At 65.9% G+C, this 24053-nt stretch carries 22 protein-coding genes; 7 read left to right on the top strand and 15 right to left on the bottom strand.

Annotation, left to right across the window (positions count from 1 at the left end):
• Window positions 1-5: 5 nt before the first annotated feature.
• The 6 genes from RCH15_RS00215 to RCH15_RS00190 form a co-directional block, all read right to left on the bottom strand.
• Window positions 6-671 (bottom strand): esterase/lipase family protein, encoded by a 666-nt coding sequence (locus tag RCH15_RS00215; protein WP_326957695.1) that lies wholly within the window; start codon window positions 669-671, stop codon window positions 6-8.
• 5 nt (window positions 672-676) lie between these two features.
• Window positions 677-1477 carry an alpha/beta fold hydrolase gene (locus RCH15_RS00210; protein ID WP_326956865.1) on the bottom strand — a complete coding sequence of 267 codons (801 nt, stop codon included), beginning with the start codon at window positions 1475-1477 and terminating at the stop codon, window positions 677-679.
• Window positions 1478-1552: 75 nt separating this feature from the next.
• On the bottom strand, window positions 1553-1762 hold the full coding sequence (locus RCH15_RS00205) for a hypothetical protein (protein WP_326956863.1): 210 nt from the start codon (window positions 1760-1762) through the stop codon (window positions 1553-1555).
• Window positions 1763-1890: 128 nt separating this feature from the next.
• On the bottom strand, window positions 1891-2247 hold the full coding sequence (locus tag RCH15_RS00200; RefSeq protein ID WP_326956861.1) for a cytoplasmic protein: 357 nt from the start codon (window positions 2245-2247) through the stop codon (window positions 1891-1893).
• Between the two features lie 78 nt (window positions 2248-2325).
• A complete protein-coding gene (locus RCH15_RS00195; protein ID WP_326956859.1) occupies window positions 2326-2757 on the bottom strand; it encodes a VOC family protein in 432 nt (143 codons plus the stop codon).
• A 141-nt stretch (window positions 2758-2898) separates the two neighbouring features.
• Window positions 2899-3465, bottom strand: coding sequence for a type 1 glutamine amidotransferase domain-containing protein (locus tag RCH15_RS00190; protein WP_326956857.1), 567 nt, complete (start codon window positions 3463-3465; stop codon window positions 2899-2901).
• Between the two features lie 227 nt (window positions 3466-3692).
• Here RCH15_RS00190 and RCH15_RS00185 point away from each other — a divergent pair, with 227 nt between their 5' ends.
• Window positions 3693-3944: a DUF2630 family protein gene (locus RCH15_RS00185; protein WP_326956855.1), complete on the top strand. Its 252-nt coding sequence runs from the start codon at window positions 3693-3695 to the stop codon at window positions 3942-3944.
• Between the two features lie 98 nt (window positions 3945-4042).
• A complete protein-coding gene (locus RCH15_RS00180) occupies window positions 4043-4795 on the top strand; it encodes a GAF and ANTAR domain-containing protein (protein WP_326956853.1) in 753 nt (250 codons plus the stop codon).
• Window positions 4796-4813: 18 nt separating this feature from the next.
• Here RCH15_RS00180 and RCH15_RS00175 read toward each other — a convergent pair whose 3' ends face one another.
• Complete coding sequence (locus tag RCH15_RS00175) at window positions 4814-5566, bottom strand: GAF and ANTAR domain-containing protein (RefSeq protein ID WP_326956852.1); 753 nt, start codon at window positions 5564-5566, stop codon at window positions 4814-4816.
• A gap of 231 nt (window positions 5567-5797) precedes the next feature.
• Between RCH15_RS00175 and RCH15_RS00170 the strand changes: the two genes are divergently transcribed.
• The 5 genes from RCH15_RS00170 to RCH15_RS00150 all read left to right on the top strand — a co-directional run bounded on the left by RCH15_RS00170 (window position 5798) and on the right by RCH15_RS00150 (window position 12281).
• Entirely contained in the window at window positions 5798-6115 is a 318-nt protein-coding gene (locus RCH15_RS00170) for a DUF6221 family protein (protein WP_326956850.1), read from the top strand.
• A gap of 204 nt (window positions 6116-6319) precedes the next feature.
• A complete protein-coding gene (locus RCH15_RS00165) occupies window positions 6320-7654 on the top strand; it encodes a S8 family peptidase (protein ID WP_326956848.1) in 1335 nt (444 codons plus the stop codon).
• Window positions 7655-7712: 58 nt separating this feature from the next.
• On the top strand, window positions 7713-9584 hold the full coding sequence (locus RCH15_RS00160; RefSeq protein WP_326956846.1) for a Na+/H+ antiporter: 1872 nt from the start codon (window positions 7713-7715) through the stop codon (window positions 9582-9584).
• An 82-nt stretch (window positions 9585-9666) separates the two neighbouring features.
• On the top strand, window positions 9667-10833 hold the full coding sequence (locus tag RCH15_RS00155) for a glycosyltransferase (RefSeq protein WP_326956844.1): 1167 nt from the start codon (window positions 9667-9669) through the stop codon (window positions 10831-10833).
• On the top strand, window positions 10830-12281 hold the full coding sequence (locus RCH15_RS00150) for a lipopolysaccharide biosynthesis protein (protein ID WP_326956843.1): 1452 nt from the start codon (window positions 10830-10832) through the stop codon (window positions 12279-12281). The genes RCH15_RS00155 and RCH15_RS00150 overlap by 4 nt, the downstream gene beginning before the upstream one ends.
• A 58-nt stretch (window positions 12282-12339) precedes the next feature.
• Here the strand turns inward: RCH15_RS00150 and RCH15_RS00145 are convergent, their stop codons facing one another.
• The 8 genes from RCH15_RS00145 to RCH15_RS00110 form a co-directional block, all read right to left on the bottom strand.
• Window positions 12340-14190: a hypothetical protein gene (locus RCH15_RS00145; protein WP_326956841.1), complete on the bottom strand. Its 1851-nt coding sequence runs from the start codon at window positions 14188-14190 to the stop codon at window positions 12340-12342.
• A gap of 240 nt (window positions 14191-14430) precedes the next feature.
• Window positions 14431-16119: a long-chain-fatty-acid--CoA ligase gene (locus RCH15_RS00140; RefSeq protein WP_326956839.1), complete on the bottom strand. Its 1689-nt coding sequence runs from the start codon at window positions 16117-16119 to the stop codon at window positions 14431-14433.
• A 71-nt stretch (window positions 16120-16190) separates the two neighbouring features.
• On the bottom strand, window positions 16191-17204 hold the full coding sequence (locus RCH15_RS00135) for an aminoglycoside phosphotransferase family protein (protein WP_326956836.1): 1014 nt from the start codon (window positions 17202-17204) through the stop codon (window positions 16191-16193).
• Window positions 17201-18517, bottom strand: a complete 1317-nt coding sequence (locus RCH15_RS00130) for a hypothetical protein (protein ID WP_326956834.1) — start codon at window positions 18515-18517, stop codon at window positions 17201-17203. The genes RCH15_RS00135 and RCH15_RS00130 overlap by 4 nt, the downstream gene beginning before the upstream one ends.
• A 37-nt stretch (window positions 18518-18554) precedes the next feature.
• Window positions 18555-19337, bottom strand: a complete 783-nt coding sequence (locus RCH15_RS00125; protein WP_326956832.1) for a glycoside hydrolase family 16 protein — start codon at window positions 19335-19337, stop codon at window positions 18555-18557.
• Between the two features lie 37 nt (window positions 19338-19374).
• On the bottom strand, window positions 19375-21636 hold the full coding sequence (locus tag RCH15_RS00120; protein WP_326956830.1) for a hypothetical protein: 2262 nt from the start codon (window positions 21634-21636) through the stop codon (window positions 19375-19377).
• A 117-nt stretch (window positions 21637-21753) separates the two neighbouring features.
• Window positions 21754-23049, bottom strand: a complete 1296-nt coding sequence (locus RCH15_RS00115; protein ID WP_326956828.1) for a glycosyltransferase family 2 protein — start codon at window positions 23047-23049, stop codon at window positions 21754-21756.
• A complete protein-coding gene (locus RCH15_RS00110) occupies window positions 23046-24053 on the bottom strand; it encodes a glycosyltransferase family 2 protein (protein ID WP_326956826.1) in 1008 nt (335 codons plus the stop codon). Before RCH15_RS00110 ends, RCH15_RS00115 begins: the two co-directional genes overlap by 4 nt.

The following is a 24053-nucleotide window of genomic DNA, read 5'->3' as shown; positions in this document are numbered from 1 at the left end:
GCCCGCTACGGCGCGGCTGCGATGTCCAAAATGGTCCGGATCGTGTCCTCATGGGCCAGGATCCGGAAATGCCCGGCAGTGTCTAGCTGGATATTCCGGCCGCCGGGGAGCTCGCTGCCCTCGGGGATGTGCGGGTCAAAGATTCCATAGACGGAGGTGATGCGCTCATTGACGCGTTCCTCCCGCGAGAGTTGCATGGTCACGGCATTCCGGGGGGAGAATGCCCGGAGGCTTGGCAGCAGCATGAAGGAGGCGTAACGGGAGCCGGAGAACGGCGAGCACACCGCCACCATGCGGGTGATCCGGTGCTCCGGGTCCAACTGCATCATCACGAACTTGCCGATCAGCCCGCCCTTGCTGTGGGCCACGATCACTGCGTTGGAAAGGTCGCGGTCCCGGATGTAGGCGGCAATCAGGTCCGCGGCCTTCGGAACGGCGAGCCGGTTCCGATGCAACAGGCCCAGCACATGCACGGGGTGGCCTGCCTGGTGGAGCCGGTTGACCAACGGCAGCATGAAGCGCCAGTCCTCGTAGACTCCCGGAATCACCACCACCGGCCGCCCGGTTCCGCTGAGGAAATCATCGGGCCTGGTCCGGGACACGGCGCTCAGAAGCTGGCGTCCAGCTGCGTAGATGTAGTCCTGAAGCCACCAGCGCCCGGTTTGCAGCATGCTTGTCACGCGCGGCCCATCCGGGTGGCATCCTCCGCTGCCTGGCTGATGCCGGCGAAGTCCAGGATGGCTTCTGCCACTTCCTGTGAACGGGTGTGCTGCACTACGTGACCGGTACCCTTGACTTCGACGAGCCGACCCGTGGCTGCGCGTCCGGCTAGCCGCCTGCACCAGTCCTCGGAGGCGACGGGATCGTTGGCTCCTCGGATGACGAGGACCGGTGCTGTGACATCCGTGATCCGCTCTTCGGTGGGGTAGCCCATCATGACCCGCAGGGTTTTCATATACCAGGTGGGGCCGCAGCGGACGTAATCGGTCAGAACCAGACGGTTCGAGGACGGACTCTCGAAGAAAAGGCTGTCCCGCCCGAGGGCCAGGGCCTGCTGCGCAACGGTCCGGCGCTTGGCATCGACGACGGGCCCCATGAGGACCAGCTGGGTAATACGCTCGGGTTGCTGCAGGGCGGCGTCGATTGCGAACTGACTCCCCATGGAGTGTCCGACGAGCGCGAATCTCAGGACGCCGAGCTGTTCCAGGGCCCCGAGGATGTAGGTGGCGTGGTCCGGCACGGAGAGGGTGTGGTCCGGCCGCGGGGTGGAGCCGAAGCCGGGCAGGTCGATGGAGTAGGTATCCGCCGAGTCCGCCAGCACCCTTTGGAGCCTGCTGAGGTAGCGATGCGAGACGCCGATCCCGTGGACCAGCACGATGGCCGGGCGTGGTGCATCTTCCGGGGCAGGTCTCTTGGAGACGAACACGTGGCCCAGATGCCCTGCGACCTCGATCTCAAGCCGCTCGGGTCTGCTCATGGTGGCTCATTTCTGTTCGGCTCATACGGGCTGCGCGACTGTCAGCGCCTACTAAGCATACTGACAGTTGATCTGTCAGTCGTGCCGTTCGTCCCGCTGGCTGAATTCCTCATCGAGCTCGTAGTGTCGGAACTCGGTCTCCGGGTTCGGTTCGCCGTCTGCCACATACTCGTGATCCAGCTGCCGCTGGACCTGGCTGTCCAGGACCTGCAATTCCTTATCATCCACCTCGTTGAGGTCTTCAGGGAACTCGTCCTCCGGCGTGAGGTGAAGCTTTTCAGTCATGGCGTGCCTCTCTGGGGCGGACTCGAAGGCCCGACGTGTGCTGCGTCCGGGCCGCTCCAAGGATAACCGGGCCGGCGAAGGAGGGGAATACGGCGGGCCGCCGGTGGGACCGGCAACCCGAACTCCGCTCAGCTGGTTGACGGACCCAACACCACCCCGTCGCCAGCACCAGCACCAGCACCAGCACCAGGCTCCTTGAGTTCGACGAACATGGTGTGCGTTTCCGAGTCACCAATATTCTCGCCGGAATGCTCCTGGGCCTTGAGCCAGCGGGCTGCCCCGGCCGGGATGTCGACGTCGACAGCGTCCCCATGGCCGGACAGCCGGCGGCGGAAGGACGTCAGAGTGATCATGACGCTGTCCGGATGGGTATGCTCGACGGTCCTGTCCCCCGGCCGGTCACGGTATTCAAGCACACGGACGCGCTCGTTCTCGAAAACCACCCGGTACAAGCCGGGATTCGACACCACCGGATCTTGGCCCATGGTGGGAGCATACGCCGGTCCCCGGCCCTGGGCCAGAGGCGTGGACCGGGGACAGGGGGGCGAGGGACGGGCGGAAGCTCAGCCCGCGCCGCCCTCCTGACCCGGCTCGGAACCGACGTTGACGAGCCAGTCGGTGCCGAACTTGTCGGTGCACATCCCGAAGACATCTCCCCAGGGAGACTTCTCCATGGGTACGGTCACCTTTCCGCCGTCGGCCAGCCTGTCGAAATAGCCGCGCAGCTCGGCTTCGTCGGTGCCGCTGAGGGAGACCGAGATGCTGCTGCCGGGCGTGTAGGCCATGCCGTTCGGCGTATCCGCGCCCATCAGCACCATCCCATGACTGGTGGTCAGCATGGCGTGCATAATCTTGTCCTGCTCGGTGGCGTCTTCACTGGCGTGGTAGTCGCCGAAAGTGCTCATGTTCAGCTCGCCGCCGAAGACCGACTGGTAGAAGCTCATGACTTCTTTGGCGTTGTCGCGGAAACTCAGGTAGGGGTTGAGTGTGGTCATCGCCTGGACTCCTTGCAGCTGGGTGCCGGCCGGAATGCCGTGGTACGGCGGGGCTGTGCACGTTACAGGGGTATCCTGCCCCAAATCCTCCGAGCGGGGTAGGTGCTGCGGACGCACGGCCGGGCTGCGGCAGGCAGGTAGTCAGGCCGTTTGTCCGGCGTGTTCGCCCTCTTCGATTTCTTCAAGCAGTTTGTCATTGAAGGCCGTGAGGTCATCAGGGGTCCTGCTGGTCACGAGGCCCTGGTCCACGACGACTTCCTCGTCGCTCCAGGTGGCACCGGCGTTCTTCAAATCGGTCTGGAGCGTGTGGTACGAGGTGACGTTCCGGCCACTGATCACGCCGGCATCGATCAGCAGCCAGGGGCCGTGGCAAATGGAAGCGACCGGCTTGTGCTGTTCGAAGAAGGCGCGGGCGAATGCCTGTGCATCCTTGTCGACCCTGAGGTGGTCGGCGTTGACAACACCGCCGGGGATCACCAGAGCGTGGAAGTCAGCAGCGTTGGCTTCGGCGGCGGTCAGGTCGACGTCGAACTCCTGGCCTTTCTCGGTACCGTCATAGCCTTGCAGTTTCCCGCTTTTGGGGGCCACCAGGGTGGGCTCGCCGCCGGCTTTTTTCACCGCGTCCCAGGGGCTGGTCAGCTCTACCTGTTCCACGCCGTCCGTGAGCAGGAAGGCGACCTTCTTACCGGCAATGTTGTGCTCTGACATGGTTCCTCCTTGAGTATCCGGACGGAGCCGGCGGCGCTCGCGCCAGCGGGATCCTGCACCGGAAAGATTGATGTCTTACCGGGATCCACTGTAGAAAGCAACAAACTAATAAGCAAGCTGATTATATCGTTGGCGTCTGATCTTGCTGCCAACGAAAGGTCCTCTGGCCAGCGGATCGTTGCGTCGCTACTCTGGCGGGAAGATTGCTACCCAGGAAGAAGGCCGCCATGGACGAACAACACCTCTTGGAACGGATTTCGGCGCTGGTGGAGGAAGAGCAAGTCCTCCGCGAAAAGGCACCGTCTGCCGCCCAGGACTACGAACACGGCCCGGAGCACGCCAGGTTAAAGCGCATTGAGGAGGATCTGGACCAGTGCTGGGACCTCCTGCGGCAGCGCAGGGCCAAGCGGCAGTACGGGGAAAACCCGGACGACGCCCAGCCACGCCCTGTCGAGCAAGTGGAAGACTACGAGTCCTAGCTTCAGGGCCTATGCTGGTAGTGGACCGCCGGTTGAGGCGTCCCGGCTCAGCAGGGGGCATACGCAGGGCGACTGCCCCCGCACGGCATGAGGCTAAAGTGCTCAACCAGCCATTCAATCCCCTTCCGATCGATGAACTGACGGCTGTTTTCGCGCGGATCAAAGGGCTCCTCCTCACCGAAGACAAGGTGGACCGCGCCCTCGAACTGCTCGTCCAGGCTGTCAAGGACGTCATCCCCGGATCCGCCGGGGCAGGTGTATCCGTGTTCGACGCGCTGGGACAAGGACGCACCACGGCGGCTACGGGACGTTACGGGGAGCAGGCGGACGCCGCCCAACACCGTCTGGGCCAGGGGCCAAGCTTGGACGCGTGGACGACACATAAAACCATCATGGTGCACGACGCCGCCGCTGACGCCCGGTGGCCGCTCTGGAGCCAGACGGCAGTCTCCCTTCCGGTCCGCTCTGTTGTAAGCACACCGCTGTCCGCTGCAGGCGGCACCATCGGTACCCTGACCCTTTATGCCGCCCTGCCGGCTGCTTATACGGCCAACACCGGGCATCTGCTGGAAAGTTTTGCCGTTCCCACTGCCACGCTGCTCGCCCACGTCCAGGGACCGGCAACGCCGCAGCGCCTGAGCGACCCGCTCAAAGCGGCACTGGAGGCCCGGGACAACACCAACCGCGCGTGCGGGATCCTCATGGAACGCAGCGGGCTGTCAGCCGAGGAAGCCTTTCGGGAGTTACTGCACCGCGCCCGGACCAGCGGTGAACCGATATCGCGGGTGTGCTCCACGCTGATCACGGGCCAGCACCCGGGTGCCGGCGTCGCGGACAATCACCCGGCCTGACACCTCGGCGTCGGGGAGTCAGTGCCTCTTGGTCATCTCGCCGCTGACAGTGAGTCGTTCCGCGACATCGCGGAGCTTGATGTTCAGCTCCGAACTGGCCCTTGAGAGGAGCAGGAAGGCCTGCTGGGCGGTGATCTTGTAGCGCTCCATCAGGATTCCTTTCGCCTGTCCGATCAGGTCCCGGGTATCCAGGGCAAGGGTCAGTTGGCCTATCTGTTGGGTGTCAGCCACGGCGACGGCGGCGTGCGCGGCCAGCGAGGCCCCGATCCGCTCCGAATCGGCGTCGAAGACGTTCACGTCATTCCCGAAAAGGTTCAGGGCTCCGAGGTGATCACTGTCCACGAAGAGCGGGAAGGACAGCATGCTCCGCGCTCCGAGCATGAACGCTTGCCGCGAGAACTCCGGCCAGCGCGTATCGGTGCTGAGGTCGGGAGTGCTGACAATCCGCTTATCATAGGCTGCGTCCAGGCACGGTCCCTGACCGGTTTCGCTTTGCAGGGCGTCCACCCGGCGCGGCAAATCGCTGGAAGCAGCACGCGAGTCAATCTTCCGGCGTCCCGCGATCAGGCTGACCGAGGCCTCGGCAGCATGCGGCACAAGCTCCAGTGCGGCGTGCACGATTCCGGCCAACATGGAGTCAAGGTCGTCCTCCTGCTGGAGCTCCCGCGCGATATCACCAAGCCGGGTGGCGAGTGCCTCGGCACCGATCGGGTCAGTGTCCTGCAGCCCCGGCGCCCGCTCGCCGGTTTCCTCCGAATGTGGCACCGTCATGGCACGCCCCTCGTGACTCATCGATTCAGGATCCTTCTCCTTCGAAATATACCCCCGAGGCCTGCACCCGGCACCGGGCCTGATGCAGAAATTTAACGGCAAGGACACCACCTAGGCACCAGGGGCCTGACCACCATGTCGGTCCCGGGGACCCGGCACATCTGGCGACGCACTGACCGCCAGGTACGCCGTCTCTGGTTGGCTGGTGCGGGCGGCGCGTACGCTCACGGTGTGGACATTGTCGAATTCCTGTCCGAGCGGATCAGCGAGGACGAGGCCGCGGCTCAAACCCTCCTCGGCGACCGGACTGTCTCGAAATCCGGAGCCTGGTACGAACAGCGGCTGCTGCTGGAGTGCGAGGCAAAGCGGCGCCTGATCAGCATCGTGGAATCCGCCCGCCAGGCGGCCCTCGCCACACTGGTCAGCGATGCCGGCCGGGACGCCGGCTGGATCCCGCAATCCCTTGAATGGATGGAGCACTCGCTCCACACCTTGGCCCTGCCCTATTTCGACCACCCGGACTTCGAACAGGACTGGCTAAGGGCCTAGGGGCATAAGTCCGTGTGCAATGCACACTCGCGGGCCTAAGCTATGACCGGGGGGCACTCGTTAGCGTAGACGCTTGAGGAGGCCACTATGTTCAGCCACGTCCGACACCCAGGATCGTACCGGCGACGGGCGATCGCAGCAGCGCGCCCGCCTCGGAATCCCGGCAACGCGGCTTCGCCGTCCGCGGCGTTGCGGAGGCTGCGGATGCGGTCCTTGGCAGGCGGGCTTGCAGCACTGGCCCTGGCTGTGGCCGGGGTCCTCGTCGCGGCAGTCCCCTCCACCGCGTCCGAGCAGGAACAAAGCTACATTGTGGTGCTGAAGGACAGTGTTGCGGACGCCGGAGCCGCGGCGGCGGCCCAGCAGGGCAGCTACGGGCTGACGGTTTCCACTGTCTACCGCAGTGCAGTGAACGGTTACGCAGCCACCATGACCCCCTCCGCGGCGGCCCGCCTCGCTGCCGACCCGGGCGTTGACTTCGTCACTGCAGCCCGGGAATTCCAGAAGCCCACGGACCCGCAACCCAGCACCCAACTGGCACCGGACTGGTGGCAGAGGATGGGCGGCACCCCTGGTGACCGGACACACCACGGAGCGGACAACGCTGTCGACGTCAACGTGGCAGTGATCGACAGCGGCATTGATGCCACCCACCCGGACCTTAACGTTCGCGGCGGCATCGACTGCTCCACCGGATCGCCGGTTAAAGTGACCTCGACGGACAAAGTCGGACACGGAACCTTCGTGGCCGGTGTAATCGGCGCGAAAGACAACCATCAGGGCGTGATCGGCGCAGCACCGGGAACGCCGCTGTGGTCCGTGCGCGTCGTGAACAACAACGGAATGATCACCGAGGAAATGCTCATTTGCGCCATCGACTGGGTAACGTCGACCCGCAAAGACGCGGACCCGGACAATGACATTGAGGTGGCCAACATCAGCATCGGCGGGCGCGGCGCGGACACCCCCGACTGCGGTAAGGGTACGGATCCGATGCATTACGCCATCTGCCGCTCGGTCAAGGCCGGCGTCGCCTACGCCGTAGCCGCCGGAAATTCCGGCGAAGATATTGCCGGCTTCGTTCCCGCCGCCTACGACGAGGTGCTTACGGCGACGGCGATGGCAGACTTCGATGGCAAGCGGGGCGGCCTCGCGTCCCCGATCTGCGGGGCGGAGGACTGGTCCACTGCCGGCCAACTGGACGACCAGCCGGCCTTCTTCTCCAACTTCGCCAGCCGGTCCAGGGACGTGGCCCACACGATCGCAGGCCCCGGGTTCTGCGTGGCTTCCACGTCCCCGGAGCCGGAGGGTTATGCAGTGGGTCACGGAACCAGTTTTGCGAGCCCCGCCGTCGCCGGCTCACTGGCGTTGTGCATCAGTGACGGTGAGTGCGAGGGCTCGGGCAAAGCACTGATGTCCCAATTTCTCGACATCACCGCCGCCTACAACGGCCAGCACCGCAGCTTCGGTTTCGACGGCGATCCGTTCCGTCCGATCGACGGGAAGTACTACGGGTATCTGGCGCAGATCGCGGCGTACTGACCCGGCCGGGCGCCGGGCTGCCGGCCGGCCTTCCCGCCCCGCCTGACACAATAGCCCCATGGAAGTCGCTCTGGGATTGCTTGCACTCACTTCAGTAATCTGCGCGGGCAGCGCGTTGGGCCGGAAGATCAACGTCTCCGTGCCCCTGGTGCTGGTCCTTGCAGGCGTCATCGGGTCGTACCTGCCGTTCGTCCCTGACATTGAGTTGAACCCCGAGCTCGTTCTGGTGGGATTGCTGCCGCCCCTTCTCTATGCCGCGGCGCTGCGGACGTCGCTATTCGATTTCGGCTCGAACCGGCGCGACATCGGCCTGCTATCGGTCGGCTACGTCATCTTTGGCACGATCGCCGTGGGCCTGGTCGTCTGGTGGCTGTTCCCCGAGATACCGCTCGCCGCAGCGATCGCCCTGGGCGCCGTGGTGGCGCCGCCGGACGCCGTCGCGGCGACCGCCATCGCACGGAAGGTGGGCATGCCCCGCCGGATCGTCACCATCCTCGAAGGTGAATCCCTGGTCAATGATGCAACCGCCCTGGTCTGCCTCCGGGCGGCCATCGCCGCCATCGCCGGAACCGTTTCGGTTACCGGGCTGGCCGGCGGGTTTCTCCTCGCCGCCGGGGGCGGGCTCGCGGTGGGCCTGGCCGCGGCCGTTGTGCTGACACAACTGCGCAAACGGATCCGGAACGTCGCGATCAACACGTCCATCTCGCTAATGGCACCCTTTATCGCTTATCTCCCGGCGGAGGCGATCCATGCCTCCGGGGTACTCGCCGTCGTCGTCACCGGCCTGGTGATGGGCACGAAGGCTCCTTCCATGCCGAACGGGGCTGCGCGGTTGAGCCAGCGCAGCAACTGGCACACGGTGCAGTTCCTGCTGGAGAACGCTGTCTTCCTGCTGATCGGGCTCCAGGTCAGCACCATCATCCAGGGCGTTCAGGGCGATTCGCTGGGTGCGCCCCGGATCTGGGCCGGCTGCGCCGTGATCCTGCTGGCCGTGCTCCTGCTCCGGCCGGTTTGGGTTTTTCCCGCAACGTACCTGCCCCGGCTCATTCCGGCCGTCCGCAAGAAGGAGCCCGCCCCGCCGTGGCAATATGCCGCGATTGTGTCCTGGGCGGGCATGCGCGGCGTCGTTACCCTCGCGGCGGTGCTGGTGCTGCCTGCGGATCTGGAGCACCGTTCCGTGTTGGTGTTGGCAGCCATGGTGGTGGTGGGCGGAACTCTGGCGCTGCAGGGCTTTACCTTGCCTTCACTGGTCCGGCTGCTGCGCGTCCAGGGCCCTGACCAGCGGGAGGACGCCCTTAATCAGGCGTCCCTGATGCAGCTGGCCACGGCGGCCGGGGTGGAACGGCTGCATGAACTCCGGACCGAGGCCGATCCGCCCGAGGTTATGGCGATGCTTAAACGGCGGGCCCAGGAGCGCGGGTTGGCGGCGTGGGAGCGCCTGGGCAGGCCCTCGGCCGAGGCGGCAACACCGAGTCAACGCTACGCCCAGCTGCGTCTTGCGATGCTGGATGCTGAACGGACCAAGGTGCTGGAATTGCGCCGCGGAGGCGGGTACCCGCATGAGGTTCTCAGCTCGGTCCTGGAACGGCTGGATGTGGAGGAATCGATGCTGGACGCGGCGGTGGAGGACCTGGACCTGTCCAGCGGCGGCGGCGAGGGCCTCGCGCAGCCGGGCGGGGTGTGCCCGCACCTGGAGACTGCGCCGGATCCCGTGGTGGCCGCAGATGCGTTGTGCGCGGGTTGTGTCCGGGAAGGCACGACGCCGGTCCACCTCCGGATGTGTTTGGCCTGCGGCACCGTGGGGTGCTGTGATTCGTCGTCCGGCACCCATGCCTCCAAGCATTTCGCCGCCACGGGCCATCCCGTTATGCGGAGCATCGAACCGGGCGAGAACTGGCGCTGGTGCTACGTGGACGACCTGCTGGGCTGACTTCAGGGGGTTCAGGCCCGCGGGCCAAAACCGGCCGCCAAAAGCCCGGCCCCGCGCCCGCGCGGTCCAGTACACTCGTGCAATGAAGCTTCTGTACATTACAGAAAGTGTGCCCAACCGGGACCCCGTCTTCGGTGATGGCAGCTCGATGATCCCCTATGAGATCCTGCGGAATTTGCCGGCTGAGGTGGACGTGATTCTGCTGACGTTCGCGGGTCCCGTCGAACTTCCGGACGAGGTGCGTGGCCGCTGCGCGGAGGTGCACGTCCTGGCTCCCCGGAGCCGCCGGTCGGCCCTGGCGCTGTCGGTTGGGGGCCTGAACGGCGTGGGAAAGCATGAGCGTTCCACGGCGGAGGCCCTCGTGGCGGCAGCGAGGCTGTCCGCGCAGTGCGACGCCACCTTGATCCACGGTCCGCACGCGCTCTTCCTTGCCCGCCAGGTGCAGGGACCGCTGGTCCTGCAGACTGTGGATCCCTGGTCGATCCGGGCAGGGATGGACACCGCCATCGCCGGCCGGCTGCGGCCTGCGTACAAAGCACGAGAGCGCCTGGCGCTGCAGGCCGAGCGCCGACTCCCCGGCCGGGCCCGCCTCCTCACGGTGGGAGCCCAGGACGCCGTCGAATGGTCCCGCCGTCTGGCGCGGCCGGTGCGGAGCATCCCGAACGGAGCCGAGCAGGCCCTCCGTCCTGCCGTCAGGGGATCCGGGCCTGTGGTCTGCTTTGTCGGCAGCTTGAACTACGGACCCAACATCGACAGCGCCAAAGTCCTCGTCGGCACCATCGCCCCCCTGGTCTGGGAGAAGGTCCCGGACGCGAGGTTCGTCCTCGCCGGCCGCCGGCCGGAACCTGAGGTTCTCTCCCTGGCGGGCCCCCGGGTGGAGGTCCTGGCGAACGTGCCGTCGGTCCTGGAGGTCTTCCAGTCCGCTGATGTGGCAGCGTTCCCTGACGAACACGGGGTCGGCATCCGGAACTCCGTCCGGGAAGCTCTGGCTTCCGGGCTCCCCGTTGTCGCCACCCCCGTCGCCGCCCGCGAGCAGGACCCCCACCCCTTGCTGACCATCGAAGAGGACTCCGCGAGCTTTGCCGACCACGTCATCAACCGGCTGACGGGGCCGCGGCCGGAAGACACAGAACGGACCGCCGGCGAGGTCCGGACCTGGCAGGTGTGCACCCAGGAATACCTGGACGAGCTGCGCAACGCAATTCGATCCGGCAACGCCGGCCTTCCCCTCGGAAGTTCACCGGCATGACGTACGCGCCCGGGGAACTGGCCCGGACCGGCGTCCGCGGCGCCGTGTGGCAGGGGCTGGCCTTCGCCGGCGGACGAATAATCGTCCTGGTCACCACCATCGTGCTGGCGCGGCTGTTGTCGCCCGAGGAATACGGCCTGGTGGCCTTGGCCCTCGTGCTCATGGGCTACGCGGAGACGATCGCCGACGCCGGCGTGGCCCAGGCGCTGGTGTACCTGCCACGCACCGGTGTCATTGCGAGATCCGCGTTGCTCATCTCCGCGGTGCTGGGCTTCCTTTTAGGGCTGGGCGCATTCCTCCTCGCGCCGCTGGTGGCGGAGATCTTCAGCCTTCCCGGAGTGCAGCCCCTGGTGCAGGTCCTGGGCATTTCGGTGCTGGCGACATCGCTCGGCGCCGTTCCCGAAGCCCTGTTGCGGCGCGATCTGCAATTCCGGAAGCTCACGGCGGCCCCCGTCATCCGTGCCGCGACGATGGGGACGGTCACCCTCAGCCTGGCCTTCACGGGCCACGGGGCATGGTCGCTGGCGGTGGGAACGGCTGCAGGGTCGGTGGCGTACGCGGCGACGTGCTGGTTCCTGGTGGGCAGAGCGGCGCCCTGGCAAATCTGGCGTGTTCGCAAGGATGCCCTCCAAGCCAACCTGAAATACGGAGCACCGGTCGCCGGCAGCAGCATGCTTGCCCGGCTGATCTTCGACATCGACTATCTGATCATTGGCTTGCTACTCGGGGCGCACGCCCTGGGCTACTACACCCTGGCATTCCGCCTCCCCGAGGCACTGATCCTCAACGTCTTCTTCGTGCTCTCAACTGTCCTGTTTCCCTTGTACGCCAAAGTCCGCAGCGAACCGGAACGGCTCCGCTCCGGCTATCTGACCAGCGTTCGGGTCCAGTCCCTGTACGGGGTCACCACGGGCGTGGGGCTGGCGGTGGTGGCTCCAGTGCTGGTGCCGCTGGTCTTCGGGGAGAAGTGGCTGGACGCTGTGCTGCCACTCGTATTCCTTGCCCTTTATGCCGCGGCCCGCTCCCTGGGCGCGGGCGCCAACGACGTTTATAAGGCAATCGGCAGGCCGAGCCTCTCCATCTGGGTCTCGCTCGTCCGTCTCGTCATTCTCCTCCCGGTCTTGCTGTGGGCCACCCAGTGGGGCATCGTGGGCGTGGCCTGCGCCCAGTTCGTGGTGGCGGTGCTGTTTGCGTGCGGCATGCAGCTCGTGGCCGCCAGGGTGATCGAGCTGCGCACCGGCGAGTTGCTCCGCGCGATGGCTCCCGGCCTGGTTTGCGGGGTGGCCGTGGGAGTGGTTGGGCTGGGTGTCCTGGCTGCGCCGGTGCTGGGCGAAGTGCTCACCCTGGCCCTGGTGGTGCCCAGCGCCGTCGCGGTCGTCTACGCGATTCTCCGCTTCGGTTTCCGGCCCCTCCATGACGAGCTGGTGCAGCTGATCCGACGCCGGTGAGCAGGCGTGCCGCCGGACCGGCCCCCGCCGCCGGCACCGCCTGAACCTGTGGAGCTGCTCAGGTTCCGGGCCTGCGGCCCGTCACGGTTCCTTCCGGGACGGCAGCGTCGAACAGCCGCAACATCAAGGCGAGCCGTGCCATAACAGCCTTTGCCAGCCCGAAGCGGACTCCCTTGTGCAGCGACAGCGTGTCCAGGACCGCGGTGCCCGATGCGGTCGGCACCAGCCGGCCCGGGCTGTCCAGGGTGGTGGCGTTCCAGTGAACACTAACGTCATCGAAGCCGCGCCGCTTAAACGTCCGCTTCCATCCAGCCAGGGTGCGCGGACCGGAACGCCGCAGGAACGAACGTTTCACCTGGGCGCACATCCACCCCCCGGGTTCTACCGCCGACGCTGCATTGCCAAAGAGCTGCAGGTCAGGTTCCCGGAGAAGTACCACGTCGAACGCATCAGCCGCTATGCCCTCGCCACCCAGCGGAATGCGCACAGCGTCGGGGTCCAGCAGATGAAGCGCTGCCAGTAGATCCGCGCCCACCGCGCCGCCGTAGCCCACATTGCGGGGTTGCAGCACCGGCACCAGGAACCGCCAATCGAGCAGCCGCCACAAGTGCAGCGAAAGGGCGGCAGCATCCTCCGGGAGTTCCCCGGCGGTTCCCGGGCACATACTGCCCCATACCGTCTGGGTTGCCTGGGCCTGGACCACATGCTGGGGCTGGGCGGCGTCAAGGATGCGGGATCCGGGCAGCCGGTCCGCGAGCTGGAGGTAGGACTGCCTCCAGCCCTCCAGAATCTCCGCCGTGTGCTCTCCTTTGCGGGAGAACATCACCTCGCCCGGAACGTCCAGGACCAGAAGGAGGTCAGGGGCAGCAGCCAGCCGCACAGCGAGCGAATCGGACACACTGGACTTTGTTTTGCCGGGCGCGGCGCTGGGCAGCAGGACGTCGTAGGCCACCCGGTCCATCAGGACCACCCGGCCCCGGGCGCGGTGGTACCGTGCGGCCGTCCCGCCCTTGAGGACCCGGTACATCTTTTTCGCGGTCCGTCCGCCGGGAACCCGGTGGAGCCAGCCGTCCCAGGGGCCAGCGCCCCACAAGCCCATGTACACGTAGGCCGTGGGAATGGGAAACTCCCCCCGCAGGCCGTTCAGCAAGGTGGTCTTGCCCGCGCCGTCGGGAGCCATCACACCCACCACCAGGCCCCGGCCTCGGAGCCTCGGGCTGAGCTGGCGCATCGCCCTGTTCCGCAGGGCAAGCCCGTGGGTGCGCAGCGGCCCCCCGGCAGTCCAGCCGGACCGCAGCCCCGCGGCCATCCCGGGCGCCCCGCCGAACCTGCCGGAGCGGACCAGGCCCAGTATTCGGGCAGAGGTGCCTGCTCCGCTGCGACCATCGACGTAGCGGGCGATAACGTCCTCGGGGGTCACGACGGCGGCGGCGGCCCGGGCGGTTTCCTGGCGTTGCGGCTCAATGCTGCCCTTATCCAGCAGTAGATGCAGCAGTTGCAGCCACGCCTGGTCGGCCGGGGCGGGCAGCCACAAGTCACCCTTCCGGATGCGGCGCGCCAGGCAACCAGGCGCCAAGGGGGTTTGCCATTGCTGGAACGGCCCGAAGGAAATCTCCGTGACGAAGTCCAGTTTCAGCCACAGTTCACCGGACTCCGAATAGCCGAAGTAGAAGCGGTGGCTTCCGTGTCCGGTGGCGTGTACCCGGCACAACCCGATTCCGTTCATCACCCGGTCCAGATCCGGCAGCAGATCCGGGGCGACAAGGATGTCCACGTCACCGGAGGGCTGGAGGAGATCGTCTTCGCCGCGCAGCAACACCCAGGGCACACCCGTTGCCTCAAGTGCCTGGAAGGCTTTGGCGACCGTCGGGTGGACCGCCGAAGGGGTGGCGAGCGGGTCCGCGGTCATGCGCGCCGCCGTCGGGCGTGCCGTGGCAGTGCCGGTGCAGGAGCGGCGCTCCGGAGCGGATGAACCATGGGGTGAGACCTCCTTGGCCAGGGTTTCCAGTCACGGAACAGCCGTCCCAACTGTGTACTGAAGCCTACGATCCACACCAACGGGTGTCACTAGTAGCGGCTTCTGGACCGGTGCCCGGGTGCTACTTGGGCCGGCTGTTCCATCCCACCCGCGCCTACTCGCTCCGCCTTCTCACAGTGTGGGCAGCACCTGCTCCCGGACCTGCTTGCGAAGGATTTTGCCCAGCATTGAACGGGGAAGGTCCGGAATGGCAACGATACGCTTGGGCACCTTATAGCCGGCCAGGTGCTCCCGGCAGTGCCCACGGAGGCCGTCCTCGTCCAGTGTGCTGCCCGGCTCAAGTTCGACGGCGGCGACCACCATCTCGCCGCCCCGCTCCAGTGGCCTGCCGACGACGGCAGCGTCCTTGACGTCCGGGTGCAGGCGCAGCACCGCCTCCACTTCGGTGGGTGCGACGTTGAAGCCGCCGGTAATGATGAGCTCCTTGGCCCGGTCGACGATCGTGGTGAAACCGTCCGCGTCCACTGTCACGACGTCCCCGGTCCGCAGCCAGCCGTCCGCGGTGAGGGTCTTCGCTGTTTCTTCCGGGTTGTTCCAGTAGCCCTGGAACACCTGCGGTCCTTTCAGCAGCAACTCCCCCGGCTGCCCCGGCGTTACCTCGACCGTGGGATCGTCCAGGCTGACGACCTTCATGAGGGTCGACGGGAATGGTACGCCGATAGTGCCGTTGCGGCGGGTGGGGTGGAAGGGGTTGCCCAGCGCCACGGGAGAGGACTCGGTCATTCCGTAGCCTTCCACCAACAGCCCGCCGGAGACTGACTCCCACAGTTCCACCACGTGGTCCGGCAGGTTCATGGCCCCGGAGATGCAGAATTTGCAGGACCGGAGTGAGATGCCTGCCTCCTTCGCAGCCATGGCGGTGCGTTCGTAAATCGGCGGGACCGCGCAGTAAACCGTGGCAGGGGACTTCCTCATGGCCGCCAGGATCAGATCCGGTTCGAACTTGGGGAACAGAACCAGCAGACCCTGCTTGCGGATGCCGTAGGTCAAATAAAGCGTCATGCCGAAGGCGTGGAACATCGGCAGGATCGCGTAGAAAACCTCCTTGCGGTACTCCGCCCCGTGCATCCAGGCTTCACCCTGAAGGGCGTTGGAGTGCAGGTTGAAGTGGGTGAGCATCGCGCCTTTTGGCCGGCCGGTGGTTCCCGAGGTGTACTGGATCGCGGCGAGGTCGTTGACCAAGGGGCGGGGGTGGTCCGGGCTTATCCGGCCGTGGCGGAGGAGTTCCTTCCACGGGGTGGTCCCTGGTGCGGGGCCGGTCAGCGCCGCGCGGGACTTCCGCAGTTTCTTGACGGGCAGGTTCAGGGCGAGGCGCTTGACGGCAGGGAAAGCCTCAAGCAGGTTAACCGAGACCACGTGGTCAATCTCGATGTCGGACGGGAAATCCCGGACGGCGGCAGCAGCTTTGTCCCAGACGATGACGACGCGGGCCTGGTGGTCTTCGAACTGGTGCCGGAGTTCGCGCGAGGTGTACAGCGGGTTGTGTTCGACGACCACCGCGCCCAGACGCAGCACGGCGTAGAACGCGATGACATGCTGCGGGCAGTTCGGCAGGATCAGGGCCACCCGGTCGCCGGCGCGGACCCCGAGCCGGCGCAGTCCCTCGGCCGCCCGGTCCACCTGTTCCCCCAGTTCGGTGTAGCTGGTTCGGCGCCCAAAAAACTCCAGCGCGGGCGCGGTGCCGGCCTCCGCAACGGACCGCTCCAGCATCACGGCAAGGGACTCCGTGGGCAGTTCGATATCGGCCGGGACGCCCGGCTGGTAGTTCTTCACCCAGGGCTGCTGGTCAGTGTGCTCCATGGTCAACATCTTGCCGTGAACCGCCGCTGCCAGCGAATCCGGACCGGTCCAGCGGGACCAGTCCGGCAGGTCTAGTTCACACCCGAGGTCACCACATGCCGCCACAACCAAAAGTCCCGGTCATCCAGTACCGCGGCCCGCAGCCGGGCTGATCCCGGCGCCGGGGTGCCCTCGCTTGCCAGGCGGTAGGCCAGGGTGGATGCCGAGCGGGCCCAGGCAGCAATCACAAGCAGCGGGAGCAACCCGGGGTCAACGTCCCGGAGCACCAGGTGGTCGCGGAGCGGCGCCAGCGCCCACCCGCCGGGTCCGAAGGCTTTGTCGAACGCCGCCATTTGGGCGACCCGGTTGAACGCCATATCGGACGACTCGCTGAGGTACTGGAGGTAGAAGATGAGGTCGTGCCCGGGCATGCCGTGAAGCGACGAACGTTCCCAGTCCATAACCTGGAGGTGCCCACCGGCCTGGACCAGAAGATTGGGGTGGCTCAAGTCGGCATGTTCAAAAACGGCCGGCAGCGCGCGGAGCCGGAGGGGTGCGAGCAGCTCGTGGGTACGGTGAACCAGGCCGGAAACCTCGGCATCACCGGGGAGCAGCGAGGCGAGGGCCTGCATCGGACGGGCGACGGCCCGTTCGTACCAGTCCCCGTTAACCGCGCCCGGCCGGGTACAGGGCAGGGCCGCCACGAAGTCCATCCCGAGGGTGACCGCCGCGGGAAGATTTTCTGCCACCCGGTCCGGGTCCAGCGGAGACCCGGTCAGGGCTGTCTCCACGAGTACAGTGTGGTCCCCCCGGTCCAGGGTTGCCACGACGCGCGGAATTCCTTCCACCCGCCCGCGGCTGACCGCGGTCAGTTGCCGGAGCATGTCAGCCTCCCGCTGGACACCTTCATTGTCTCCGGGGCACCTGGGCACTTTGACCACCAAACTTGGGTGGCGGTCCCCGGCCGCGAAAACGAGGCCCACAACATGCCGGGACGTGGTGAACTGCGGCGTGACCAGGACGGTGGACCACTCTGCCCCCAGCCCGAAGGCCGCCAGGTCCCATTCGCGGTGGTGCTCACGGAGTACCGAATCGATAAAGTTCATGCCTGCTCTCCCACGCTCCCATCCTGCGTCGCTGGACCCCCGGACGCGGCCTGCGCCGGGGCGGACCCCGTCACCTGCGCCCAGACTATCCCGGCGGCAAGCCGCTGGAGTGTCGGCTGAGGTTCGGCAGAATCGAGAACCCACCTGTTGCGAAGACGTCTCGCCCCCGAGACAGTCCGGCCGGGCGCGTCCAGCTCGAGCAGCACGTCGGGTCGGGGCGCCCAGGACCCCCGCCGACGGCCTCCGGCAGCGGGCCCGGCAGAACGGCGCAACGATGACTCGTAGGCCGGACCGTCCATGAGGACCAGCCGGCCCCGTCGACAGTGGTACCGGGCGGCCACCGCACCACGGAGCCGCTTGATCATTTCTGGGCCGAGCCGGCCGCCGGGGACCCTTCTGAGCCAGTCGTCCCACCGTCCGGGTTCATCCCCGCCCACGTGCACGAGGCGGCCGGGCACGGGAAACGCCTCCCTCAGTCCGCGCAGCAGCGCCGTTTTGGCCTCACCCTCCGGGCCCACCACGCCGACCACAATCCCCCGGCCGAAGCGCCCCCGAAAAGTCGGGCTGATCAGCCGGGACGCCCTGTTTCGACCAGCGAGCAGCCGGGAGCGCAACGGCGCGTTCGCTGTCAGGGCCGCCGCCATGCGGTGGGCCGGCCCGGGCAAATCCTCAACGCTGCCGGATCTGGCGAGTTCGAGTAACTGAGCGGCCGTTCCCGGCCCTACTTGCCGGTCGACGTAAGCTGCGACCGCATCATTGGTCGAGGCCAGGGTGCCGGCGATCCGGACGGTGTCCAGGCGGCCGGGCCTGACCCTGCCGCCCTTGTCCAGCATGGTGTGAAGGAGCTGGAGCCAGGCCTGCTCGGTTGTGGCGGGGAGCCACAGCAGTCCGTTGCGGATGCGGCGTCTGAGGCACCCGCGAGCCAGCGGGGTTTGCCACTGCTGATACGGGCCGAAGGAGATCTCCGAGACGACGTCCAGTTTGAGCCACAGGTCCGCTGCGGAGTCGTAGCAGAAATAGAACCGGTGACTTCCGTGCCCTGGTGCCAGCAGCCGACGGAATCCGACGCCTTCCAACATCTCGTCCAGGTGCTGGATGTGGCCGTCTCCCACCAAGACGTCGACGTCGCCGGTGGGGCGGACCAGATCATCTTCGCCCCGCAACAGGACCCAGGGGCCCAGCCCGTCAAGCGCCCGGAACGCCGACGCAATCATGGGGTGGATCTCCGGCTGCTCACCGTTCCACTCCCCCGGGTCGGCCGGGCCGTTGCTCGAGACTTCCATCTGTTCCTCCGCCGTAACACTGGAAATCATGTCGGCAAATCCTGCCGGACTGTTCACGCGGACCGTTCTAGGGAGCGTAGGCATACTGCACGACCCAATCAACCTCCAGATGGCCGGCGGTTTCGGGCCGGGGCGACGAACTGTCGGCTCCGTCCTTCGTCTCCGCCTGCAGCGTCAGCCGCATGTTGTTGGTGGGAACACCTTCCGGGATGGTCGTCTTTCCGACGAACTCACCGTCCCAGAACCACTTCACTTTTCCGGGCGTCCATTCCGTCGTCGCCACGTGCCAGTCCGTCGCATCGGTCTTCGAGTAATACCGTGTGGCCGGGTCAAATCTCTCCGGTCCTTTCAAAGGAGAATCCTTGATAGCGGAGACCCCGTACATCTTCCCGTTCAGCTCGCCCTCCGGCCAGTCAATCTCGCCGTCCAGCCAGTCATCGCTGGAGGGCCACAGCATAAAGGCGATCTTGTAGCCTGGCAGGCTGTCCGACCGGAACCGGATGGAATAGCGGCCGTAGGTCTGGCCCTCGTAGCCAAAGGGGACGATGCTGGCTACCCGCGGGGTGCTGTTCTTCGTGTGGAGATAGTAGTCAAGCTTTCCGTCCTTGACGGAGAGCACGGAGTCCGGCGTGTAGCGGCCTTCACCGGAGGTGTCCTCGAGATCGTGGTAACCGCGCATGTCAGGTCCGTAGACCTCCCCCACCCGGCCCAGCCGGGCCGGTGTGGTGAAATCCTGGGTTCCGGTTTGCTTCCAGCCGGGGAGGTCGCCCACCGGCATGCCGGTGGGATCCGGCCGCCTTGGGAAGAACAAAGCCACCGCGACCAGCATCGCTACTGCGACGACGACCATAATGGCTTTGGCGGTTTTGCCGCCGCCCGTCCCCAAGTTAGCCGGTTTTTTTGATCTGGTAGATACGGACGGCTCCATTGTCATAGACATGATCGGATTTATCCCCTACGGCTATCTCCCGTTCAAGAGCGGGGAGCATGTTGGCATCGAACAATTTGTCTTTGATCGCCTGGTCCCGTTGTGAATCCGAGAAGACAACAAAGACGCGCTCAGGCTTCCAGTTGTTGTTCGCGTACTGCTGCACGCCCTCCGGTGTCAGGCTGCGTTGGGAGCCCTGGAGGAACTTGGTCAGGGACGTCACCCGGCCCCATTCGAGGTAGCTGGGGTAGTTTGGCCCGATCAGCAGCGGGAAGAAGGCGTTGGTTTCGAAAATCACGTCCCGCGGACCCACCCGGGCGTCCAGCCACTGCGCAGCCTCCACGTCCGCTTTGGGAACCCGGAATTTCGCTTCGGCCTGGAAATAAACAATCGTGAAGAGGACGGCCATAATGGTCAGCGAAGCGATGGCGCCCGTGACCGCTTTACGGGTGCGGACCGGCCCGGACCAGAACAGCCAGGCCGTACCGATCGCCAGCCACGGCAGGGCGAAAAGCAGGACCCGGAATTTGGCCTCTCCGCCGTAGGACTGGCCCAGGAGCCAAAACAGCGGGGCCACCGCCAGCCAAGCCACAATTACGGTCTGCCTGACGTTGCCACGGAGGAAGTTGCGGAACAGCCCGGCCACACCCAGCAGGCCGACGACGAGCGAGAGGACTTCCGGTGCGCGGCCAAGCCAGCCGGAAGCGTCTTCAATATTGATGACCTGGGGCGGGGCGTAACTGGCGTTCTTGAAGATGTCGAATCCGCTGAAGAGGCCATACTTGTTGTCCACGTAGTCCAGGTTGGGCAGCAGGTAGAGGATCGCCATGGCCGCCATCGCCGGGCCAATCCACTTCGGCCGGAAGTACCCGACGACGAAAAGCGGGAAGAGCGCCAGGATCGCCATGTAGGGCGTCAGCTGATGGCTTACCACCGTCACGGCCTGCAGAAGGAGGATCGCCACCGTGGCGGGTAACACCATGGCGCGGCTGGAGTGAATTTCGTCAAGCTTGGCGGTCGCCGGAACTTTCCGGTTGAACCGGCCCTGCAGTTTGTGCAGCCGGCCCTCAATGGAGCTGGCGATGCTCACCGGTGTGCCGCGGAGGAACGTCAACGCGATCAGGCACATCGTGAGGTAGAGGGTGTAGGAGAACGCCTGCGGTGAGTAGTAATTCTGGTTCACCCAGTTGGTAAGGGCAAAGACCAGGGTTGCGGTCCAGAAAATTCGCGGGTTGGAGGTGAGGGTCCTCGCGATGGCGAGAACAATCACAACGTTTAGCAAGGCGAAGCCGAACTCCGCCAGGGCCGCGTAGTCCACGGCGTCGCGGTACCCGACGACCTCGCCCATGAACGCGCTGACTGAAAAGAAACCGGGCCACCGGTTGTAGATGTCGATCGACGGATCCACCTGGCCCGTAGCACCGATGTAGTCCGTTACCGCGATGTGCTTGTAGGACCATGGCAGGCGCGGAACACTGACCAGCATGGGGGCCGAGGCGTACAGCATGGCGACGAGGCCCGTCGTGGAGGCGGCCAGGAAAGTATTGGAAGCCATTTCCTTGGCGGCCACGGCCCAGATGCACAGCGCTACGACGACGGCCAGGGCAACGTACCAGAGCAGGGGGAACGTTGTCAGGAGCCCCCGGTTCCCGACGAGTGCTTCCCCCGTCATCGCCAGCGCCATTCCCCAGAGGATCAGCGCGACCGTAAGCACTGCCCACGGCAGGTAGGTTGAGAGGCCGTGGCCGCGGAATGCCCCCAGGGTCCACAGCGAACGCCAATCCGGCGAGCGCCGGCTGACCGGGTGCCCGTAGATTGCGTGCCGGCCCGTTCTGGTCGGCGGGGGGAAAAGTGCGATGAGGGCCGCCGCAGCAATCAGAATGGCAGCTGCCACGGGCCGGGGCTGCCAGAAATGGACCCACGCCATGACCGCGGCCGGAACGGTGTAGATGGCCGCGCTCATCACCACAGTCCACACCACCCGGGCCGCCGGATCAGCATCCGGGAGGCGCCGCACCAGGGCCCACCCCGGCAGCACAAGGCAGCCGAGGAAGGTCACAGGCGCTAGGATCGGGCCGCCGAGGTCAAGGAGGATGAGGACGGCAAGAACGAGGCCTGCCAGGGCCAGCACGAAATCCAATGGCCTGTCTGCCCTCAGCGCCGCCACCGTTGGTCGTGGGCGTTTGGCGGAGGGTGTTTCATCGTGGAGTAAGAGACCCATATCGGTGATACTTTCTTGATCGATCTTCGGGGACTGTGCAGGTAGGAAGGCAGCGTCCCCTTCTGACGCGTTCCCCCAAGGAACTCTGAATACCGTGCCGGAGGCCGGGAAGCCTGCCTATGTGTGTCCCGACCGCCGCTCAAGAAGGTAGTTCAGTGGTCCCCGTCCGACGGAGACCAGCTCAGCGCGCAGGACCTTCGCGATGCGAGGGTCCTGGTGCGCCGGGACTGACGTTGCCGCACTTTGTCCCAAGGAATGGTTCCGGGCGTTCTTCAGGAAATGCAGGGCACCCTGCGGGCTTCGGGCGATCGCGAACCGTGCTGTGCGCGGGTTCAAGAGGATCTTCGTCAACCATGATCCGAGGCCCTTGCCGTACCCGCGGGCCTGCACGATCAGGTCATCGAGCTCTGCACGGTGGCGGTGCCAGACAATCGCTGAGGGCTGGACCACCAGCGAGTGACCTTCGAGTATTACCCGGGTGAACATGTCAATGTCCTCGCCCCCTCCCGTGCGCGTACCGACGCCTAGCGCCGGGTCAAAGGCTCCCAGCGCCAGGGCGGAACGCCGATCCAGTGCGAAGTTCGCTCCCGTGCCAAAAGCTCCCGGGCAAAACGGAAATGTCGGCAGGTCGGCCGGCGGATCCGCCATGGAGAAAACTTTTGGTGCGACGATTTTGGACCAGTTGACGCGGTCGTCGAAGTAGCCCTGCGCGGGCGACCGCAACTCTCCGGCCGGCACCAGCCCGGTCACACACGCAACATCAGGAGCCTGTTCAAACCCGGCGGCAATGCCCCGCAGCCAGTAAGTGTCCACCGCGACGTCGTCATCGGTGAACGCGACGATGTCGCCGCCGGCGCGGTACATGCCGGCGTTGCGGGCCCTGGAGAGCCCGGGCCGTGGTTCCGATATCAGTGTCAGCCGGGGGTCCGGGAACTCATTGCGCACAAGCTCGCGGGTTTCGTCGGCGCTTGCCGCGTTGTCCACGATGATCACGTCGAAGTTTGGATAGTCCAGACGCAAGATCGCAGCGATGGCGCCACGCAACTGGGACACACGGTCCCGGGTGCACACAATCACCGTGATGGAGGGCGTCGAGGACTCCTGCTGTGCCACCGCGGCCGGCAGAGCCGACGCGGCAGTCTCAAGATCCTCCCGATCCACCACACCGCCCGGAGCGTCGACGTCGACGAAGCCCCGGACGGATGGTCCGCTGCGCACCAGCAGGCGTGCACGGTGGTAACCCACCGAATCCTGCAGTCTTAGATGGGTGTAGCCCGCGAGGGACTCCAGATCCACCGCACCTACCCACAAAGCTCCCGACCAGTCGGGGACGGCTTCGTTTGCCATCGAAGGAGCGAGATCCAACCCTGCGTCCGCGATATCCACCACAAACTCGTTTCCGACTGCAATCACGTGGCTTCCCTCCAGGGAGGGCCGCTGAGGGGGACGGGAGTGGAGCCGGCCAGGAGAGATCCGGCGCCGTGGGCAGAACGGCGGCCCCGGAAGTATCCCGCCGCCGTAACAGCCAGAACGGCCACGTAGGTTCCCGCCCTGCGCAGACCCTGAGGGTCGGAACCACGGCCCCACGAGGCCAGGGACGAAAAAACCGCTCGCGGCAGGACGCTGCGCACGTAGCGCCGCTCGGGGCCCAGCGCCCGTTTGTGGCCCACAATGTGGCTGACCTGGGCTTTGGAAATTCCCTCCGACCAGGAACGCTCCAGCATGTAGCGGAAGGTGCCGCGCTGCAGGGGGACGTAGTGATGGACCAAGGCTGCGGGCTCATACACGATGCGCGAACCCGGGGAACCGACCCCGGCCCGGATGCAGATCTCGGTCTCCTCGCAACCCAGCGGCTTGGTGCCCTGGCGGCCAAGGGAAAGGTTGAAGCCGCCCACCTGCTGCAGAACCTGCAGCCGGAAGGACATGTTGGCGCCGATGACGTTCCTGACTTCGGAGGCCACCTTGGGCATGCCCCGGTGGCTGCACCCCACAATCCAGTCCAGTTCAGGGCCGAAATGTCCGGGGCGTCCGCTTTCCCACGAAGGCTCAACCTTGCCCCCGACAGCCAGGACATCGGAATCGTCATAGAGCGCCGTCAGCTTTTCAAGCCAGTCCGGAGCCGCTACAGCATCGTCATCCAGGAATGCAACGATCTCCGACGTGGCCAGGCCGACGCCGGTGTTCCGTGCCCCGGAAAGTCCCTGCAGCCCGGTGCTTTCCACCAGGGTGACGTCCTGAACAGCGGCAACCAGCCGCTTATACAGGTCCTCGTTGTGGTCAACCACAACGATCACCTGTTTCGGCTGAAGTGTCTGGGCGTGGACCGAGTCAAGGACGTCCATGAGCAGGTCCCAGCGCTGCTCGGTGTAGGAGCAGATGACCACGGAGGCGTTGGGTCGGAAATTGAAGTCGAGCAC

Origin of the sequence: Arthrobacter sp. MP_M4, assembly GCF_035984855.1 — a bacterium.
GTDB lineage: Bacteria > Actinomycetota > Actinomycetes > Actinomycetales > Micrococcaceae > Arthrobacter.
Note: the sequence above shows the minus strand (reverse complement) of the source record. Positions and strands in the feature narration are given on the sequence as shown.